This window comes from Micromonospora sp. HM134, from assembly GCF_007833915.1.
GTDB classification, from domain to species: domain Bacteria; phylum Actinomycetota; class Actinomycetes; order Mycobacteriales; family Micromonosporaceae; genus Micromonospora; species Micromonospora wenchangensis.
This window is the reverse complement of the sequence record NZ_CP041061.1, coordinates 563,230-581,168: the sequence shown is the minus strand read 5'-3', so window position 1 is coordinate 581,168 and position 17,939 is coordinate 563,230. Positions and strand designations below refer to the sequence as shown.

Sequence of the window (17,939 nt, the reverse complement as noted above, 5' to 3'; positions counted from 1 at the left end):
TCCGCAACCGGTAAGGGGCACCGAGATGAACGACCCACAGGCCACCACGGACCAGGACGTGGTGGACGTCCTGACCGCCGACCACCACGAGATCGAGGCGATCTTCGCGGAGCTGGGCACCCGGCAGGGCAGCGCGGAACACCGTCGTCAACTGGCCGGGGTGTTGATCGCCGAGCTGGTCCGGCACGCGGTCGCCGAGGAGATGTACGTCTACCCGGCCGCCCGCCGGGCCCTGCCCGACGGCGAACAGCTCGCCGAGCACGAGATCGCCGAACACGCCGCCGCCGAGCGGACGCTGAAGGAACTGGAGCCGCTGGACCCGTCCGACGCCCGCTTCGAGCCGTTGATCAGCCACCTGGCGAAGACCATCCGCCACCACGTACGGGAGGAGGAGTCGGAGCTGTTCCCCCGGCTGCGGGCGGCGGTCGCGCAGGAGGAGCTGGTGGAGCTGGCCGACCGGGTGCGGGCGGCGAAGGGGCACCTGCCGACCCGCCCGCATCCCGGCGCACCGGACCACCCACCGGCGAACCGGCTGCTCAACCCCGGCGCCGGACTGGTCGACCGGATCAGGGACACGCTGAGCGGGCGGCCGACCACCCGGGCGGAGCTGCACGACGGGCAGGACTGAGCGTCGACGGTGGTCACCTCCGGGTACCCCGCCGGAGGTGACCACCGGGCCCGGTCACGGTTCCGGGGCGATCCGGCTGTCGTCCGCCGCGTCGGACACCACGATCGCCTCCATCGGGCAGGACTCGGCGGCGTCCAGCACCGCGTCCGCCGGGTCGATCCGTTCGGCCACCGGCCGGGACAACCCGTCCACCAGGACGAAGTGCGCCGGGGCGTAGCTCGCGCAGATCCCCGCCCCGATGCACCGGGTCGGGTCCACGTGCACCCGCCAGCCGCTGTCCCCCATCTGCCCCACCGTTCCTTTCGCTACCAGCTCACGGGCAACGCCGTCAGGCCCCGGACCAGCAGGCCGCTCTTCCAGGTCAGTGCCGCCGGGGGCACCGCCAGCCGCAGCCCCGGGGTACGGGTCAGCAGCGTCTCCAGCACCACCTGGAGTTCCATCCGGGCCAGTTGGGCACCGATGCAGTGGTGTGGGCCGTGCCCGAAGGCGAGGTGCGGGTTCGTCTCCCGGTCGAGGTCGAGCCGGTCGGCGTCGGGGAAGACGGTCTCGTCCCGGTTGGCCGAGGGGATGGAAACCAGCACCGGTTCACCGGCGCGGACCAGCACCCCGCCGAGTTCGACGTCCTCCAGGGCGTACCGGGCGAACGCGGAGGTGGCGCCGAGCGGGATGAAGCGCAGCAGTTCCTCCACGGCGGACGGCACCAGGGACGGCTCGTCGAGCAGCCGCTGCCAGACGTCGGGCTCGGTGAGCAGGACGTATACCAGGTTGGGGATCTGGGTCACGGTGGTCTCGTGGCCGGCGGCCAGCAGGCCCGCCGCCAGGCGCACCATCTCGTCCTCGGTCAGCCGGTCGGCGTTCTCGTCGCGGGCCCGGACCATCGCCCCGATCAGGTCGTCGGTGGGGGTCACCCGCCGCTGGGCGATCAGCCCCGCCATGTACGACAGCAGTTGGTCGAGGTAGCTCTGGGCCACCTCCGGCCGCAGCGAGGTGGTCGACACGATCGCCTCGGACCAGGTGTGGAACCGGTCCTGGTCGGTGACCGGCACCCCGAGCAGGTCGCAGATGACCCGGATCGGCAGCGGGGTGGCGACGTGGGCGACCAGGTCGGCCGGCGACCCGGCGGCGGTCATGCCGGTGACGAGGCCGTCGGCCAGTTCCCGGGTGCGCGGGCGTAGTTCCTCGACCCGCCGGGCGGTGAACGCCTTGGCCGCCAGCCGGCGCAGCCGGCTGTGCTCGGGCGGGTCCATCCCGAGGATGCCGGCCTCCCGCTGGTAGGGGACGCTGCGCGGCTCGTCCCGCCCGACGGCGGCCGCCCGGCTGAACCGGGGATCACCCAGCACCGTCCGCACGTCCGCGTGCCGGGTGGCCAGCCAGGCCGGTTCCCCGAAGGGGAGTTGCACCCGGACCAGTGGTTCGTCGCGGCGCAGCCCGGCGTAGCGGGGGTCGACGTCGAGCCGGTGCGGATCGCTGAACGGATACGGCCGGGCCTTCGTGACGTGCGTTGTCTCGGTCACCGGGGATGCTCCCTCTCGTCGACGGCCCGCGCGCTCGCGCGCCGACCCACTCCACACGACTCCACGGTGAGTCATGCCCCGAATGCGGATAGTAGCGACAGTCGCCGATGGTTTCCAGGGGCGGAACGTCTGTCGGGACCGGCAGCACCGGGGTCCGGCGGGTGGCCGCCGTCCGGAAGGGACCGTCCTGAACGGAACCGGGTAGCCGGCACGGCGTTGAGCCACCGGGTGTCGCGGCCGGCCCGGTCGGGTATCGACCCCGCCGAGACCGAGGAGGAACCGACGTGGCCGAGGACGGTGCCGGGCGTACGCCCGAGGTGACGGCTGCGGGTGCCCGCCCCAGCCCACGGCAGGCCTGGGCGGCGCTGCCCTGGCTGGTCCGCACGGCGGTGGTGTGGAGCGCCTGCCTGGTGGTCGTGGTGTTCGGCTGTTACCTGCTGGGCCGGGTGGCGGTGCTGCTCGCGCCGCTGGCGATCGCGGTGGCGGTCACCTTCTTCCTCACCGCGCTGCTCGACCCGGTGCTGTTGGCCCTGCGCCGGCTGCGGGTGCCGGCGGCGCTCGCCGCGCTGCTGAGCGTCCTGCTGCTGCTCGGGGTGCTGGTCGGGGTGGGGGTGCTGGTGTGGAACCTGACGGCCGCCCAGTTCGGTGAGCTGAGCCAGCAGCTCGACGAGGGGCTGCAACGCTCCCGCGACTTCGTCACCGAGACCCTGCCGGTCAGTGACGCCCAACTCGACAAGCTGATCGGGCAGGTCCGCGACGGCCTGGGTGGCAGCGCCCCCGACCCGGTCGGCGGGGCCCGTACGGCGGCCGAGGCGCTCGGCTCCACCCTGCTCGCCCTGGTGCTGCTGTTCTTCCTGCTCAAGGACGGCCGGTCGATGTGGCACTGGGTGCTGCGCCGGATGACCGGGCCGAACCGTACGGTGGCCGCCGAGGCGGGCCGGGTCGGCTGGCGCACCCTCGGCTCGTACAGCCGGGGCACGATGATCATCGCGGCCATCGACGCGATCGGGATCGGGCTGGCGCTGGTGCTGCTCGGGGTGCCGTTGGCGCTGCCGCTGGCACTGATCACCTTCCTCGGCGGTTTCGTGCCGATCATCGGGGCGACGGTGGCCGGCGCGGTCGCCGTCCTGGTGGCGTTGGCGGCGAACGGGCCGACCACGGCGCTGCTGGTGCTGGCGGCGGTGGTCGCCGTCCAGCAGGTCGAGGGCAACCTGCTGGAACCGTTGATCATGAAGCGGCAGGTGCAGTTGCACCCGGCGGTGATCCTGGTGGTGGTCACGGCGGGCACGCTGATCGCCGGCATCGCCGGGGCCTTCGTCTCGGTGCCGATCGCGGCGGTCGCCTACCGGGTGGTCGACACCGTCCAGCGGCACCGGGAGCAGGTCGCCCCGACCCCGCCGGCCGACCGCCCGCACCACCGCCGCGACGAGCCGCCCGCCGCCCCGGCCTGAGGCGCACCAAACGCTCCTGGGGCGATGTTGCGGTATTCCGGGGCCCGGTACACCGCAACATCGCCCCCGTTGCGCGTCGGGCCGCCAGGACGGGGTCAGGCCGGGACGGGGAGGTGGTGGGTGAACCAGCCGGCGGCGGCGTCGGCCACCTGGTCGAGCGTGCCGGGCTCCTCGAACAGGTGACCGGCACCGGGCACCACGCGCAGTTCGTGCGGGGCGGCGAGCACCTCGGCGGCCTGTTCGTTCACCGTGATCACCTGGTCGTCGAGGCCCCCCACCAGCAGCAGCGTCGGAGCGCGTACCCCGGACAGGGCGGGGCCGGCCAGATCCGGCCGGCCGCCCCGGGACACCACGGCGGCGACCCGCTGCGGACGGGCGGCGGCGGCCACCAGGGCGGCGGCGGCCCCGGTGCTCGCCCCGAACAGGCCGACCGGCAGCCGGCCCAGCGTGGGTTCGGCGGCCAGCCAGTCGAGGGTGCCGGTGAGCCGGCCGGCCAGCAGGCCGATGTCGAAACGCCACTGCGCGGTCCGGGCGTCGGCCGCGTCCTCCTCGGCGGTGAGCAGGTCCACCAGCACCGTCACCAGCCGGCGACGCTGGAGCACCCGGGCCACCGCCACGTTGCGCGGGCTGTGCCGGGAACTGCCGCTGCCGTGGGCGAAGAGCACCACCCCCGTCGCGTCGTCCGGCCCGTCGACGTCCGCCGGCAGCCTGACCTCCCCCAGCGACACGGTCGCCTCGGCGCGTACCCCCATGGTGGTGCCCCCTCCCGCTCGCCGGCCGGTGGCGGTTACCCACCCGGTGGCCGCTCTCACCCGTTGCCTTGACACCGGCGGCAAGGTCTAGCGTGACGCCGGGAACACCGGCGAGGAGGTCGGGATGCTGATCGGCGAGCTGGCGCAACGGGCCGGCACGAGCACCCGCACACTGCGGTACTACGAGACACACGGGCTGGTCCGGCCCCGCCGCTCGGCCAACGGCTACCGGGTGTACGACGAGGCCGAGCTGCGGGTGGTGCACGAGATCCGGGCACTGCTGGCGGTCGGCTTCGGCCTCGACGACATCCGGCCCTTCGTGGCCTGCCTGCGGGCCGGCCACGCCTCCGGGGACGTCTGCCCCGACTCGGTGGCGGTGCTGCGCCGCAAGCTGGCCGAGGTGGACGCCTACCTCGACCGGCTCGGCACGGTCCGCCGCCGGCTGCACGACCAGCTCACCCAGGCCATCGCACAACGGGAGGAAACATGCCTCAGGACACGGCAGCGCACCGGTTGACCGCCGTCACCGACGCCACCTTCGCCGACACGGTGCTGGCCGCCGACCGGCCGGTGGTGGTCGACTTCTGGGCGGACTGGTGCCCGCCCTGCGTGGGCACCTCCCGGCACCTCGCCGAGCTGGCCGAGGAGTTCGGCGACCGGCTGCGGGTGGTCGCCCTGGACACCGACGCGAACCCCGCCACCACCCGGGCGTACGGGGTGATGTCGCTGCCCACCATGCTGGTGTTCGTCGGCGGGCAGGTGGCCGGCTCGATCGTCGGCGCCCGCCCGAAGAACCACCTGCGCCTCGCCTTCGCCCGCCACCTCGACACCTGACCGGCCCCGCCCGGCGGCGGTTTGCGGGGGTTTCCGGCGGGAAGACGCGCGGGACACCGGCGCAGCCGCGCCCCGCACGGATCACGAGGTTCGCCATGGCCAAGCGGAAGGCACGTCAGCAGACCCGGACCATCGAGCAGGACCGCCCCGAACCGGACGCCGGGCACGAGCCCGACTGGGCGGACGAGGCGGCGCAGGCGCGTACCCCCGAGGACCCTCGGGCGGTGGCCCCCCGCGACGCCGGTGGCCGGCCCTCCAACGGCCCCCAGTTCTGACAGGCGGAGGGTCGTCGGCGCTGCCGCGACGGCGACCCTCCCCGGCCGGCAGGGTCAGCCGGGGGACTCGGGCAGGCGCAGCAGCGGGGCCCGACCGGGCGGCTGTTCCGGTGCCGGGCCGCTCTCGTGGCGCTGCGGCACCGGCACGGTCACCGGGGCGGCGGAGGTCACCCGGACGGTCTCGCCGTGGTGCCGCAGCTCCATCACCGTGTCCGGCCCGCCGTTGCGCAGCGAGTACGTCGTCTGGTGCGGCCGGACGTCCACCCGCAGCCGCATCGAGCGCCACTGCAACGAGAACTCCAACCGGCTCAACCGGCTGGACAGCCGGGGGGCGAACGACAGCTCGCCGTCGTGGTCGCGCAGCCCGCCGAAGCCGGCCACCAACGCGATCCAGGCCCCCGCCAGCGACGCCATGTGCACGCCGTCGCGGGTGTTCTCGTTGAGGTCGTGCAGGTCCATCAGCGCGGCTTCCCGCAGGTAGCTGTGCGCCAACTCGGGGTGCCCCACCTCGGCCGCGAGCACCGCCTGGGTGCACGCCGACAGGGACGAGTCCCGCACGGTACGCCGCTCGTAGTAGAGGAAGTTGCGCAGCTTCTGCGCGTCGGTGAAGGCGTCCCCCCGCCAGTGCATGGCCAGCACCAGGTCGGCCTGCTTGACCACCTGCTTGCGGTACAGGTCGAAGTACGGGTAGTGCAGCAGCAGCGGGTACTTCTCGGTCGGGGTGTGCGCGAAGTCCCACTCCTGGAGCCGGGTGAACCCCTCCACCTGCTCGTGCACGTCGAGATCCTCGTCGTACGGGATGTGCATGGCGGTGGCGGCGTCGCGCCACTCGGCCGCCTCCTCCTCGGACACCCCGAGGTCGAGGGCCTCGTCGCGCAGGCGCATCGCACAGTCGGCGGCGGTGAGCAGGTTCCGCTGCGCCATCAGGTTGGTGTAGATGTTGTCGTTCTTGACGGCGGTGTACTCGTCGGGGCCGGTCACCCCGTCGATGTGGAACCGGCCGTACCGGTCGTGGTGGCCCAGGGAACGCCACAGCCGGGCCGTCTCCACCAGCAGTTCCAGGCCGATGTCCCGTTCCAGTTGCTCGTCGCCGGTGACCAGGACGTAGCGGCGCAGCGCGTCGGAGATGTCGGCGGCGATGTGGAAGGCGGCGGTGCCGGCCGGCCAGTACGCCGAGGACTCCGGCCCCTCGATGGTGCGCCACGGGAACGCCGCGCCGGCCAGGTTCAACGTCCGGGCCCGCTCCCGGGCCTGCTCCAGGGTGGCGTGCCGCCAGTACAGGGCGTCGCGGACCGCGCCCGGCTGGGTGTACGTCAACACCGGCAGCACGAACATCTCGGTGTCCCAGAACGCGTGCCCGTCGTAGCCGGGGCCGGTCAGCCCCTTGGCGGAGATCGGCCGGCGTTCGGCCCGCGCCCCGGCCTGGAGCACGTGGAACAGTCCGAACCGGACGGCCTGCTGCACCTCCGGGTCGCCCTCGACCCGGACGTCGGCGGCGTCCCAGAACCCGTCGAGGTAGCCACGCTGCTCCCGGTGCAGCCCGTCCCAGCCGGCCAGCCGGGCGGCGGCCAGCGCCGCGCCGACCTGGTCACGCAGCGCGGGCAACGAGCGTCGGCTGGACCAGCCGTACGCGAGGTACTTGACCACGCGGAGCGTCTCGCCGGGCTGGAGCACGCAGCCGACGGTGGTCCGCACCCAGTCCTCGTACCCCTCGGACTCGATGGTGGTGCGGCCCGGGGCGTCCACGTCGTGCCCCATCCCGGCGGCCACCCGCAGCCCGCTGACCTTGGTGCGGTGGATGAGCAGGCCGCCGTCGCCGGTGGTCAGCTCCTCCTCGGCCTGCAACGGCGACTCCAGCACGGCGGCGACCCGGGGGTCGCGGCTCTGTGCCGGCAGGTTCTCGTTGGCGACCAGCTCGGACTGGAGGATCAGCCGCAGCGGGCCGCTGACCGCCTCCACCTCGTAGTGGATCGCGGCGACCGACCGTTGGGTGAAGGAGACCAGCCGGGTGCTGCGGACCTTGACCTCCCGGCCGGCCGGCGAGCGCCAGTGCATCTCCCGGTAGAGGGTGCCGGCCCGCAGGTCGAGGACCCGTTCGTGGCTGAGCAGCTCGCCGTAGCGCAGGTCCAGCGGTTCGTCGTCGACGAGCAGCCGGATCAGCTTGCCGTTGGTGACGTTGACGATGGTCTGCCCCGACTCGGGGAACCCGAACCCGGCCTCCGCGTACGGCAGCGGACGCAGCTCGTAGAACGAGTTCAGGTAGGTGCCGGGCAGGCCGTGCGGTTCGCCCTCGTCGAGGTTGCCGCGCAGCCCGATGTGGCCGTTGGAGAGCGCGAACACCGACTCGGACTGGGCCAGCACGTCCATGTCGAGGCGGGTCTCCCGGATGTGCCACGGCTCGACCGGGTAGGCGCGCTCCCGGATCATGCGGCCGGCCCGGTCAGCAGCTCGGCGAGGTCGGTGACCACCACGTCCGCGCCGTGGGCGCGCAGCTCGTCGGCCTGTCCGACCCGGTCCACCCCGATCACGTGGCCGAAGCCCCCGGCCCGGCCGGCGGCCACCCCGGCCAGCGCGTCCTCGAACACGGCGGCGTCGGCGGGGGCCACCCCGAGCAGCTCGGCGGCGGCGAGGAAGGTGTCCGGGTGCGGTTTGCCGCGCAACCCCTCGGCGCGGGCGACCAGCCCGTCGACGCGTACCTCCAGCAGCGGTTCCAGACCGGCGGCGGCGACCACGTCGCGGCAGTTGGCGCTGGCCGAGACGACCGCGCGGCGCAGCCCGGCCCGCTCGGCCGCCTTCAGGTAGGCCACCGAGCCCGGATACGCCGCCACGCCGTCGTGGTGGATCCGGTCCAGCAGGACGACGTTCTTGCGGTTGCCGACGCCGTTGACGGTCTCCGCGCCGGGCGGGTCGTCGGGGCTCCCCTCGGGCAGGGTGATGCCCCGGGAGGCGAGGAAGGAACGCACCCCGTCGGCGCGCGGTTTCCCGTCGACGTAGCGGTGGTAGTCCGGGCCGGGGTCGAACGGCCGGAACGGTTCGCCGTTGGCCTCGGCGTGCCGGCGCAGCAGGTCGTCGAAGGTCTGTTTCCAGGCGGCGTTGTGCACCTTGGCGGTCGGGGTCAACACGCCGTCGAGGTCGAAGAGGCAGGCGGTCACATGAGCAGGTAGGCCCAGCACGCTACGAATCTATCCACCGCCCCACCCGGGCAAACCCCCGCCACGCGGGTCAGCGGTGCGGGCGCAGCGTCCACAGGACGGTCATGGTGGCGGTGACGGTGCCGTCGGGGGTGCCGATCTCCACCGCCACCGGGAACTCGGGGCGCTGCCCGGCGTCCAGTTCGGCGAGCACCTCGGCCGGGGGGCGACCGAGCCGCGCGGTGGCCCGCACCTCCCCCATCGCCACCCGCCGGTACGCGATGTCGGCCCGTACGGCCAGCGGCAGCGCCCGGTCGAGCACCTGCCCGAACGCGGCCATCACCACCGCGCCGGAGGCGGTCTCGCCGAGGGTGAACATGGCGCCGGCGTGCGGGCCGCCGACGTGGTTGTGGGTGGCCGGCGAGTCGGGCAGCCGGACGACGGCCCGGACCCCGCCCTCGGCCTCGGGCGCGACCTCGACGAACTCGAAGCCGAGCGTGCGGGCGAACGGGACGGCCCGGAGCACCCCGGCCGCCACCTCGCGGGAGTCAACGGTCATACCCTGACGTTACTCGCGGGTAGATACCCCGCCAATACCATGCGCGATGTCGCGACCACGCGCGGCGGCCGGGTCAGCGCCAGCCGACGTCGATCCGGTCGCCGCGTTCGTCGAAGAAGTGCAGGGCGTCCATCCGGACCGCGACCGCCATCGGGTGACCCGCCGAGATCGCCGGGTACGGGGCCAGCCGGACCGCCAGTTCGGCCGGGCGGCGGTGGTGCCGGCCGGGGTCGTTCAGCACGCTGGTGCGGTTGCCGCCCGGCGTCCGGTCGGTCTGCTCGGGGTCGGCGGCGCGCCCGGTGAGCCGGGACATGACCTGGCCGAACCGGCGCAGCCCGCGCTGGCCGGGGGCCGCGTCGTCGGTCGGGGCGCTCATCTCGTCGACCATGATGGCGGTGGCGCCGATGTCGAGGAAGGCCAGCGACTCGTGCCCGTGGTGCTCCAGGTAACGCACCCGACCCTGGAGCACGTCGCCGGGGGTGTCCGGGGCGACCGGGGTGAGCGCCTCGGCCCGCATCCCGACCACGATCCGCTCGCCGTGGTAGTGCGCCACCGCCCGGCTGCGGATGTCGTCCCACGGCAGGTAGAGCGCCTGGTCACCGAGGGTCAGCGTGACGTACCGGTCGAGGTGGACGTAGACCGACGCCTCCAGCAGGTTCATCCGGGGGCTGCCGAGGAAGGCGGCCACGTAGAGGGTCGCCGGCCGGCCGTACACCTGGGTGGGGGTGCCGACGTCCTGGAGCACGCCCTTGCGCATGATGGCCACCCGGTCGGCCATGGTCAGCGCCTCGGCCTGGTCGTGGGTGACGTAGATGGTGGTGACGCCCAGCTCACGGGTCAGCGCGGAGATCTCGGCCCGTAGTTCGGCGCGCAGCCCGCTGTCCAGGTTGGACAGCGGCTCGTCCATCAGGAACAGCCCCGGCCGGCGGACGATCGCCCGACCCATCGCGACCCGCTGCCGCTGGCCGCCGGAGAGCTGGCTCGGCTTGCGGCCGAGCACGTCGCCGATGCCGAGCGCGCTCGCCACGTCCTGCACCCGCTCACCCCGGGGCACCGGCTCGACGCCGGACAGCTTGAGCGGGAAGCCGATGTTGTCACCGACGGACATGTGCGGGTAGAGCGCGAAGTCCTGGAAGACCATGGCGATCTTCCGGTCGCGCGGCGGAAGGTCGTTGGCGACCTCACCGTCGAGCATCACCGCGCCGCTGGTCGGCTCCGCCAGGCCCGCGATCATCCGCAACACGGTCGACTTCCCGCAACCGGACGGGCCCAGCAGCACCATGAACTCCCCGTCGACGACGTCGAGACTGACGTTGTCGACGGCAATTGTCCCGTCCGGGAATACCTTTGTGACGTCCTTCAGCGCGACGGTGGTCACCGTCTCCTCCCCCAGCTTGGCCGAACCCCGGGTTGACTGTGACGAGCATCATCGGGTTAGCACATCGGGTAAACGTGCCATGTTCGACTGATGACAGCCCTATTACGGGCCAGTACGGCGATCCGCCCGGAAACATCACCCCGGCTCGTCGAGAAACACCCGCCGGACCACCCGTTCCGCCGCGTGCCCGTCGTCCCAGCCGCAGAACCGCTCCCGGAACGCCCGCCGGGCCCGCTCGGCCGACGCCCCGGTCACCGCGCCGGAGCGGAAGACTTCCCGCAGCTCGTCGAAGGTCAGCGCGACCGCGCCCGGCGGCTCGGCGGTGACGTCGAAGTAGACCCCCCGGGCCAACCGGTAGGCGTCGTGGTCCGGCGCGTAGATCACGATCGGCCGGTCCAGCACCGCGTAGTCGAACATCGCCGACGAGTAGTCGGTGACCAGCACGTCGGCGGCCAGGTAGAGATCCTCCACGGTGCCGACGTCGCTGACGTCGACCACCCGCCCCCCGGCCCGCCGCCGGACCCGGCCCTCCCGGTCGTGGAAGTAGTGGCTGCGCACCAGCAACCGGCCGGCCGGCCCGAGCACGTCCAGCAGCCGGTACGGGTCGAACGGCGGCCGGTAACCGGGCAGGTGCTCGCGGTGGGTCGGCGCGTAGAGCACCACCCGCTCGTCCGGGGCGATCCCGAGCCCGGCCCGGACCGCGCGTACCTCCTCGGCGGTGGCGGTGACCAGCCGGTCGTTGCGCGGATAGCCCACCTCCAGCCGGACGTAGTCCGCCGGGTAGGCGCGGTCCCACATCTGGGTGGAGAAGGCGTTGGAGGTGATGCTGTAGTCCCACCGGTCCACCCGGCGCAGCAGCCCCGCGAAGTCCATCCCGACCGCGCCGAGCGGATACCGCTGCTGGTCCAGCCCCATCACCTTGACCGGGGTGCCGTGGTGGGTCTGCACGTGCACCTGACCGGGGCGCTTGCGGACGAAGTCCGGAAAGTTGACGTTGTTGACCAGCCAGCGGGCCCGCGCCAGCACCCGCTGGGCGTCGCGGGTGCCGGCGACGACGTACTCGGTTCCGGGTGGGAGGGTGTCGACCCGGTCCCGGCGGACGATCCACACCCCCCGTACCTGCGGGGCGAGCCGGCGGGCGGCGGCGTGCACCGCCGCCGGGTTGCAGGCGTAGCCCCGGTACCAGTAGGCGGCGTAGACGGCAAGCGTCGGGTCGATCGGCCGGCGCAGCTCGGCCCGGTAGTACTCGTGCAGCAGCGCGTCCCGGGCCAGCCGGGCGGTCCGCCGGGCCACCGGCCGGACCCGCCGGCCGGTCACCCGCGCGCTCTCCCGGGCCTGGTTGACGGTGCGCAACGCGCTGAAGGTGTGCCACCGGCCGGCGGCGACCAGCCGGTGCTTGAGCCCGTCCCCGCCGTCCGGCACCGGATAGCCGCCGGGCGGGCGGAAGCGCCGGTGGTCGGCGGTGATCCGCTGGAAGAACGCCGGCCGCAGCGCGGGGGCGATCCGGTCGCCGTTGCCGAGCACGGTCAGGTAGTGCCAGATCATCCGCTCGAACACCACCGGGCGCAGGCCGGCCAGTCCGGGCCGCCCGTCGAGGAACGCGAACACCCGGTGCCACTGCTCGAAGACCTCGAAGTGCCGGCCGTCGAGGGTCCGGGTGATCGCGCCGGCCCGACGCTGGCGGTAGTGCACGCAGACCCGGTCGAGCACGCCGATCCGCCCGGCGGCCAGCAGCACCGGGTAGCTGAACGCGACGTCCTCGTACCAGCCGGGGGTGAAGCGCAGCCCGAGGCCGGTCAGGAACTCCCGACGGACCACCCGGTTCCAGGCGGTGTGCAGCAGGCGCAGGGCCTCGGGCCGCTCCGCGAGCCGGAACGTCGCCGCGCCGGGCGGCTCGGGGAAGACCTCCGGCAGGGCGCTGCGGGTGGCGCGCTCGTCCCAGTGCACCCGGACGTGGTCGACCAGCAGCACGTCGGGGCGGGTGGTGGTGAGCCGGTCGGCGACCTCGGGCAGGCAGTCGGGGGCGAGCCGGTCGTCGCCGTCGAGGAACCAGACGTACTCGCCGGTGGCCCGGTCCAGCCCGACGTTGCGGGCCGGACCGAGCCCGACGTTGCGCGGCAGGCGTACCGCGTGGACCCGGGGGTCACGGGCGGCGTACTCGTCGAGGATGTCGCCGCAGGCGTCCGGGGAGGCGTCGTCGACCCCGATCACCTCGATGTCCCGGTACGGCTGGCCGAGCAGCGAGTCCAGGCACTCGCGCAGGTAGCCCTGCACCCGGAAGGCCGGTACGACGAAGCTGATCAGCGTCATCCGGCCGCCCCCGTCGTCAGCCCGGCGAGGCACCCCGCACGGGTACGGCCGCCGCCCGGCCCGCGCGGGCCGGCAGGACGACCCAGGCCAGCACGACACTCGCCACGAACACCACCAGAAGGTACGTACCGATTGTAGCCATGGCAGGGGCGGCAAATCCGGCGATCGCCGCCACCGCCAGCAGCACCGAACGCCCCTCCCAGCCCAGCGTCCAGGTGTGCAACGGCGGGGCCGCCTGCCGCTTCTCCAACCGGGCGGTCAGATCGTAGTGGTGCACGGTCAGCACGAAGACGTACCCGAAGACCAGCCACGCCGGCACCCCGCCGATCACCCCGACCACGGCGGCGAACAGGTACTCGCCGGCCCGCAGCGCCGCCGGCACCAGCCAGTCCAGCGGCCCGTTGTGCGCCGCGCCCGCCCCGAGGCCGGCGACCAGCAGCACCACCAGCGCCACCGGCAGCCACCAGCGCAGCCCGCCCGGGTCGCCGTCGCCGGCCGCCCGGAGCAGCCCCACCACCAGCAGCACCGCCGGCCCGAGCGCCCCGAGCACCGCCAGGGTCAACGGGCCCATCGGGCGGACCACCGGCAGCCGGGCCGCCACCGGCCCGTCGTCGCGGTGCAGCGTCGCGTCGACCGTGTCCAGCACCGGCACCCACATCCAGCGCGCCCGCAGGGTCCGCAACGCTCCCGTGTAACCGAACGCCAGCACCCCCCACACCAGCACCGCGACCAGGCTGACCAGCGGCCCGAACAGCGCGGCGGTGACCGCGATCAGCGCCCACCGCTCGCCGATCGGGAAGACCACCGTCCGCTTCAGCCAGTACGACACCGAGCCGGTGTCCGCCTGCACCCGGGTCGAGGCGGCGTTCAGCTTCCCGCCGATCCCCCCGGCGGCCGGGCCGGCCGGGCGGGGACGTCGGGCCGCCTCGTCGTGCAGCACCCCGTACCAGGCGTCGGTCATGTGCCGGACGGTCTGCAACGTCATCGCGGCGATGGCCAGCGCCCAGCCGTAGCGGAACCCGGCGTGCGTCGCGCCGTAGCCCAGCCCGGCGTAGACCAGGTACTCCTTCGCCCGGTCGGCCATCGTGTCCAGCCAGCCGCCCCAGGCGCTGAAGTGCCGGGTGTAGCGGGCCAACTGCCCGTCCACGCAGTCCAGCACGAACCCCAGGTAGAGCAGGACCCCGCCGGCCACCAGGGCGGCCCGCCCGCCGACGCCGAAGAGCACCGCCGCGACCACTGCGAACAGCACCGAGATCATGGTGACCCCGGTCGGCGTCAGGCCCAGCCGGGCGCACGCCTTCGTCACGTACGGCGACCAGGTGCTGACGAAGTAGGTGGTGAAGAAGTCGTCCCGTTCCTTCACCGACAGCCGCAGCTGTGCCCGGTCCTCGTCCACCCCGGCCAGGGCCGCCTCGGCGGCGGCCAGCCCGGCCGGATCGGCGACCCGGTGCGCCACGAGCAGGCGTACCCGGTGGGCGAAGGTCAGGGTGCCGAGGTCGGCGAGCGCGGCGAACAGCCGGTCCACGGCGGCCCCGCCCGCCGGGGTGACGGCCGCCGAGCGGGCGGCGGCGGCCAGCGCCGGCAGGTCGTCCACGCCGACCCGCACCGCGCCGCCGAAGACGCCGGTGGCGTCGGACAGCTCCGGGCCGGCGTCGACCACCTGCCCGCGCTCCTCGCGCACCAGCGTCCGGCCGTCGGCCGGCGGGTCGGTGAGCACCAGGGCCACCGTCGGGCCGACCGGGCTGGTCGCCAGATGCCGCAGTACGGCCGTGTGCGCGACCAGGTCGCCCCCGGTGACCAGGACCGGGCCGGTGACGGTGTCCACCAGGGCGGCCAGCGCGGGCAGGTCGGTGACGGTGTGCACCCGGTCCGCCCCGGCCCGGCGCAACTGCCCGGCGAGCCGGTCGGCAAGCGGTTCACCCGTGCCGGTGGGCAGGCCCGCGGCCGGCGCACCGGCGGCGAGCACGATCGCCACGGTCATCGCGGCACCGCGGCGTGGTACGCGTCGAGCGCCTCCGCGACCGTCCCGTCCACGGCCAGCCGCCCGCCGTCGAGGTAGAGACCCCGACGGCAGAACCGGGTCAGGTCCTTCTCGTTGTGTGACACCAGCACCAAGGTGCGCCCCTCCGCGAGCAGTCGGTCGATCGTCGAGTAACACTTCTGGCGGAACTCCGCGTCGCCCACCGCGGTCACCTCGTCCATCAGCAGGATCGGGTGCGGCAGGTGCGAGATGATCGCGAACCCGAGCCGCACCTTCATCCCCGACGAGTAGTGCCGCACCGACGTGTCGATGGCCCGTTCCACCTGCTCACCGGCGAACCCGACGATGTCGTCGAAGTGCCGTCGCAGGTAGCCCGTGGAGAGTCCGTGCAGCCCGCCGACCAGGTAGAGGTTCTCCCGGCCGGTCAGGTCGTTGGAGAAGCCGGCGGAGAGTTCCAGCAGCGGCGCGACGTCACCGGAGACGGTGATCCGCCCCTCGTCGGGGATGAGCACCCCGGCGATCAGCCGCAGCAGGGTGCTCTTGCCGGTGCCGTTGCGCCCGATCACCCCGAGCGTGTCGCCCGGCGCGACGGTGAACGAGACGTCCCGCAGCGGCCAGAACTGGCCGGTGGCGGCCCGGCCGCCCCGGTGGATGAACAGCTCCCGCAGCCGGAGCTGCCGACGCCGGTTGCGGACGAACCGGATGCCGAGCCCCTGTGCCTCGATGATCGGCGGCACCTACAGTTCCTTCAGCACGGCCGGTTCGAGCCGGCGGAACGCCCACCAGCCGGCGGCCAGCACCAGCAGGCTCCCGGCGATCGTGGTGGTCAGCAGCCGGGCGTCGGGGAACTCGTCCGGGTACCAGATGGCGTGCTGGAGCTGGAAGATGCCGACCAGCGGGTTCAGCTCGTACGCCACCTTCACCCAGCCCGGCATGCCCGACTCCCGGACCAGGCTCAGCGGGTAGATGATCGGGGTGGCGTAGAACAGCACCCGGATGACCAGCCGCATGAACCGTTCCACGTCGCGCATCAGCACGTTCACCGCGGACAGCAGCAGGGCCAGCCCGATCAGCAGGGTGCCCTGCACGGCGACGGCCAGCGGCAGGCTCAGCAGCGACCAGCCCAGTGTGATCCGGCCGTTGGCGGCGTAGACGGCGGCGACGGCCAGCAGGATCGGCAGGCCGGCGACGTACTCGGCGAACCGGCCGGTGACCCGGCCGATCGGGAAGACCTGCCGGGGCACGTTCATCGTGGTGATCAGGCGGGACTGCCCGGTCAGCGCGTTGGTCGCCTCGCTCAGCGCCGAACTCGTCCACATCCAGGCGAAGATGCCGGTGATCAGGAACAGCGGGTACGACCCGGCGGCCTCGCCGAGGTGCCGGTTGGTCGGCCCGGAGTAGAGCACCCCGAAGACGAAGAAGTAGATCGCGCCCATCCCCAGCGGCTCGATCAGCGACCAGAGGTAGCCGAGCACGGACTGCTGGTACTTCACCGCGAGATCGCGTCTGACCAGGATGCGCAGCGAGTTGCGGTGCGACCACAACGCCGTGACGCCTGCGGTCACCGTCGCCTCCCGCCTGACAACAACGGACGACAGGTTAGCAGTCGGTGAACGAACGCCCCTCAGCACTCGATCACGTTGACGGCCAGGCCGCCGCGTGCCGTCTCCTTGTACTTGACCTTCATGTCCGCCCCGGTCTCGCGCATGGTCTTGATGACCTTGTCGAGCGAGACGTGGTGCACCCCGTCGCCACGCAGCGCGAGCCGGGCCGCCGTGATCGCCTTGATGCTAGCCACCGCGTTGCGCTCGATGCAGGGGATCTGCACCAGCCCCCCGACCGGGTCGCAGGTCAGCCCGAGGTTGTGCTCCATGCCGATCTCGGCGGCGTTCTCCACCTGCTCGGGGGTGCCGCCGAGCGCCTCGGCCAGCCCGGCGGCGGCCATCGAGCAGGCCGAACCGACCTCGCCCTGGCAGCCCACCTCGGCCCCGGAGATCGACGCGTTCTCCTTGAACAGCACCCCGATCGCCCCGGCGGCCAGCAGGAACCGCACCACCCCCTCGTCGGAGGCGTCCGGCACGAACCGGGTGTAGTAGTGCAGCACCGCCGGGATGATCCCGGCCGCGCCGTTCGTCGGGGCGGTCACCACCCGGCCACCGGCGGCGTTCTCCTCGTTGACCGCGAGCGCGAACAGGGTCACCCAGTCCATCGCGCGCAGCGGGTCGGCCGCGCCCGCGTCGGCCTCCAGGCTGCGGCGCAGCTCGGCGGCACGCCGCCGGACCCGCAACCCGCCCGGCAGTACGCCGTCGCGGGTGCCGCCCCGGGCCACGCACTCCCGCATCACCCGCCAGATGTCCAGCAGCCCGGCCCGGACGTCCGCCTCGCCACGCCAGGACAGCTCGTTGGCGAGCATCACCCCGCTGATCGACAGGCCGGTGCCGGCGGTGACGTCGAGCAGTTCGGCACCGGTGGAGAAGGGGTGCGGCACGGCGGTGGTGTCCACGGTGATCCGGTCCGCCCCGGCCGCCGCCTCGTCCACCACGAACCCGCCGCCGACCGAGTAGTACGTCCGGCTGCGCACCTGCGCCCCCGCCGCGTCCCAGGCCGAGAAGACCATCCCGTTCGGGTGGTACGGCAGTGACCGGCGGCGGTGCAGCACCAGGTCCCGGTCCGGCTCGAAGTCGATCTCCTGGCTGCCGAGCAGGGCGAGCCGGCGTCGGGCGCGGATCTCGGCGACCCGGGGGCCGACGCTGTCGGTGTCCACCGTCTCCGGGCTCTCGCCGGCCAGGCCGAGCAGCACCGCCCGGTCGCTGCCGTGGCCGTGCCCGGTGGCGCCCAGGGACCCGAACAGCTCGACCCCGACCCGGGTCACGGTGTGCAGCAGCCCGTCGGCCTTCAGCCCGGCGACGAAGGTGCGCGCGGCCCGCATCGGGCCCACCGTGTGGGAGCTGGACGGGCCGATGCCGACACTGAAGAGGTCGAAGACACTGATCATCGCTGCGCTTCCTCGCCGTCGCCCGGGTGGTGCCGGGTCGGGCCGGGTCCGTGGCCGCCCGGGGTCCCCGGTGACCTGCTGATCCCGCCCGGGGTGGGGGCGGTGTCGACCGGCGAGCCTACCCGCCCCGC

At 73.5% G+C, this 17,939-nt stretch carries 17 protein-coding genes; 5 read left to right on the top strand and 12 right to left on the bottom strand.

Going from position 1 to position 17,939, the window contains the following annotated elements; translation table 11 throughout:
- Nucleotides 1-25: 25 nt before the first annotated feature.
- On the top strand, nt 26-628 hold the full coding sequence (locus FJK98_RS02965; protein WP_145917644.1) for a hemerythrin domain-containing protein: 603 nt from the start codon (nt 26-28) through the stop codon (nt 626-628).
- Nucleotides 629-682: 54 nt separating this feature from the next.
- Here FJK98_RS02965 and FJK98_RS02960 read toward each other — a convergent pair whose 3' ends face one another.
- Nucleotides 683-913, bottom strand: a complete 231-nt coding sequence (locus FJK98_RS02960) for a ferredoxin (RefSeq protein WP_145917643.1) — start codon at nt 911-913, stop codon at nt 683-685.
- 20 nt (nt 914-933) lie between these two features.
- A complete protein-coding gene (locus tag FJK98_RS02955; RefSeq protein WP_240762575.1) occupies nt 934-2,142 on the bottom strand; it encodes a cytochrome P450 in 1,209 nt (402 codons plus the stop codon).
- A gap of 284 nt (nt 2,143-2,426) precedes the next feature.
- Between FJK98_RS02955 and FJK98_RS02950 the strand changes: the two genes are divergently transcribed.
- Nucleotides 2,427-3,593 (top strand): AI-2E family transporter, encoded by a 1,167-nt coding sequence (locus FJK98_RS02950; protein WP_240762573.1) that lies wholly within the window; start codon nt 2,427-2,429, stop codon nt 3,591-3,593.
- A gap of 95 nt (nt 3,594-3,688) precedes the next feature.
- On the opposite strand, the gene FJK98_RS02945 is transcribed toward FJK98_RS02950, so the two are convergent.
- Complete coding sequence (locus FJK98_RS02945; protein WP_145917641.1) at nt 3,689-4,345, bottom strand: dienelactone hydrolase family protein; 657 nt, start codon at nt 4,343-4,345, stop codon at nt 3,689-3,691.
- A gap of 124 nt (nt 4,346-4,469) precedes the next feature.
- On the opposite strand from FJK98_RS02945, the gene FJK98_RS02940 reads away from it, so the two are divergent.
- The 3 genes from FJK98_RS02940 (at nt 4,470) to FJK98_RS02930 (ending at nt 5,454) form a co-directional block, all read left to right on the top strand.
- Nucleotides 4,470-4,862 carry a MerR family transcriptional regulator gene (locus FJK98_RS02940; RefSeq protein WP_088643569.1) on the top strand — a complete coding sequence of 131 codons (393 nt, stop codon included), beginning with the start codon at nt 4,470-4,472 and terminating at the stop codon, nt 4,860-4,862.
- Nucleotides 4,832-5,179 carry a co-chaperone YbbN gene (locus FJK98_RS02935; protein WP_145917640.1) on the top strand — a complete coding sequence of 116 codons (348 nt, stop codon included), beginning with the start codon at nt 4,832-4,834 and terminating at the stop codon, nt 5,177-5,179. Before FJK98_RS02940 ends, FJK98_RS02935 begins: the two co-directional genes overlap by 31 nt.
- 95 nt (nt 5,180-5,274) lie before the next feature.
- The gene (locus FJK98_RS02930; protein ID WP_145917639.1) at nt 5,275-5,454 is read left to right on the top strand and encodes a hypothetical protein; all 180 of its coding nucleotides are present in this window, start codon (nt 5,275-5,277) and stop codon (nt 5,452-5,454) included.
- Between the two features lie 54 nt (nt 5,455-5,508).
- Here the strand turns inward: FJK98_RS02930 and FJK98_RS02925 are convergent, their stop codons facing one another.
- The 9 genes from FJK98_RS02925 to FJK98_RS02885 form a co-directional block, all read right to left on the bottom strand.
- Complete coding sequence (locus FJK98_RS02925) at nt 5,509-7,881, bottom strand: glycoside hydrolase family 65 protein (protein ID WP_145917638.1); 2,373 nt, start codon at nt 7,879-7,881, stop codon at nt 5,509-5,511.
- Nucleotides 7,878-8,627, bottom strand: coding sequence for a beta-phosphoglucomutase family hydrolase (locus tag FJK98_RS02920; RefSeq protein WP_145917637.1), 750 nt, complete (start codon nt 8,625-8,627; stop codon nt 7,878-7,880). The genes FJK98_RS02925 and FJK98_RS02920 overlap by 4 nt, the downstream gene beginning before the upstream one ends.
- Before the next feature lie 49 nt (nt 8,628-8,676).
- Nucleotides 8,677-9,144, bottom strand: coding sequence for a DUF4442 domain-containing protein (locus FJK98_RS02915; RefSeq protein ID WP_145917636.1), 468 nt, complete (start codon nt 9,142-9,144; stop codon nt 8,677-8,679).
- Nucleotides 9,145-9,217: 73 nt separating this feature from the next.
- Nucleotides 9,218-10,522, bottom strand: a complete 1,305-nt coding sequence (locus tag FJK98_RS02910; protein WP_145917635.1) for an ABC transporter ATP-binding protein — start codon at nt 10,520-10,522, stop codon at nt 9,218-9,220.
- A gap of 135 nt (nt 10,523-10,657) precedes the next feature.
- Nucleotides 10,658-12,832, bottom strand: coding sequence for a bifunctional glycosyltransferase family 2 protein/CDP-glycerol:glycerophosphate glycerophosphotransferase (locus tag FJK98_RS02905; RefSeq protein ID WP_145917634.1), 2,175 nt, complete (start codon nt 12,830-12,832; stop codon nt 10,658-10,660).
- Nucleotides 12,833-12,848: 16 nt separating this feature from the next.
- A complete protein-coding gene (locus FJK98_RS02900) occupies nt 12,849-14,813 on the bottom strand; it encodes a DUF5941 domain-containing protein (protein WP_145917633.1) in 1,965 nt (654 codons plus the stop codon).
- Entirely contained in the window at nt 14,810-15,550 is a 741-nt protein-coding gene (locus tag FJK98_RS02895) for an ABC transporter ATP-binding protein (protein WP_145917632.1), read from the bottom strand. Before FJK98_RS02895 ends, FJK98_RS02900 begins: the two co-directional genes overlap by 4 nt.
- Entirely contained in the window at nt 15,551-16,378 is an 828-nt protein-coding gene (locus FJK98_RS02890; protein WP_145917631.1) for an ABC transporter permease, read from the bottom strand. It lies immediately after the preceding gene.
- 59 nt (nt 16,379-16,437) lie between these two features.
- Complete coding sequence (locus FJK98_RS02885) at nt 16,438-17,808, bottom strand: L-serine ammonia-lyase (protein WP_145917630.1); 1,371 nt, start codon at nt 17,806-17,808, stop codon at nt 16,438-16,440.
- Nucleotides 17,809-17,939 lie beyond the last annotated feature (131 nt).

Excerpts from the sequence above, each read along its gene's own strand:
- FJK98_RS02885 (WP_145917630.1), bottom strand. The coding sequence starts at position 17,808 with ATGATCAGTGTCTTCGACCTCTTCAGTGTCGGCATCGGCCCGTCCAGC.
- FJK98_RS02960 (WP_145917643.1), bottom strand. The coding sequence starts at position 913 with ATGGGGGACAGCGGCTGGCGGGTGCACGTGGACCCGACCCGGTGCATC.
- FJK98_RS02935 (WP_145917640.1), top strand. The coding sequence starts at position 4,832 with ATGCCTCAGGACACGGCAGCGCACCGGTTGACCGCCGTCACCGACGCC.
- FJK98_RS02905 (WP_145917634.1), bottom strand. The coding sequence starts at position 12,832 with ATGACGCTGATCAGCTTCGTCGTACCGGCCTTCCGGGTGCAGGGCTAC.
- FJK98_RS02930 (WP_145917639.1), top strand. The coding sequence starts at position 5,275 with ATGGCCAAGCGGAAGGCACGTCAGCAGACCCGGACCATCGAGCAGGAC.
- FJK98_RS02900 (WP_145917633.1), bottom strand. The coding sequence starts at position 14,813 with ATGACCGTGGCGATCGTGCTCGCCGCCGGTGCGCCGGCCGCGGGCCTG.
- FJK98_RS02965 (WP_145917644.1), top strand. The coding sequence starts at position 26 with ATGAACGACCCACAGGCCACCACGGACCAGGACGTGGTGGACGTCCTG.
- FJK98_RS02915 (WP_145917636.1), bottom strand. The coding sequence starts at position 9,144 with ATGACCGTTGACTCCCGCGAGGTGGCGGCCGGGGTGCTCCGGGCCGTC.
- FJK98_RS02940 (WP_088643569.1), top strand. The coding sequence starts at position 4,470 with ATGCTGATCGGCGAGCTGGCGCAACGGGCCGGCACGAGCACCCGCACA.
- FJK98_RS02945 (WP_145917641.1), bottom strand. The coding sequence starts at position 4,345 with ATGGGGGTACGCGCCGAGGCGACCGTGTCGCTGGGGGAGGTCAGGCTG.
- FJK98_RS02925 (WP_145917638.1), bottom strand. The coding sequence starts at position 7,881 with ATGATCCGGGAGCGCGCCTACCCGGTCGAGCCGTGGCACATCCGGGAG.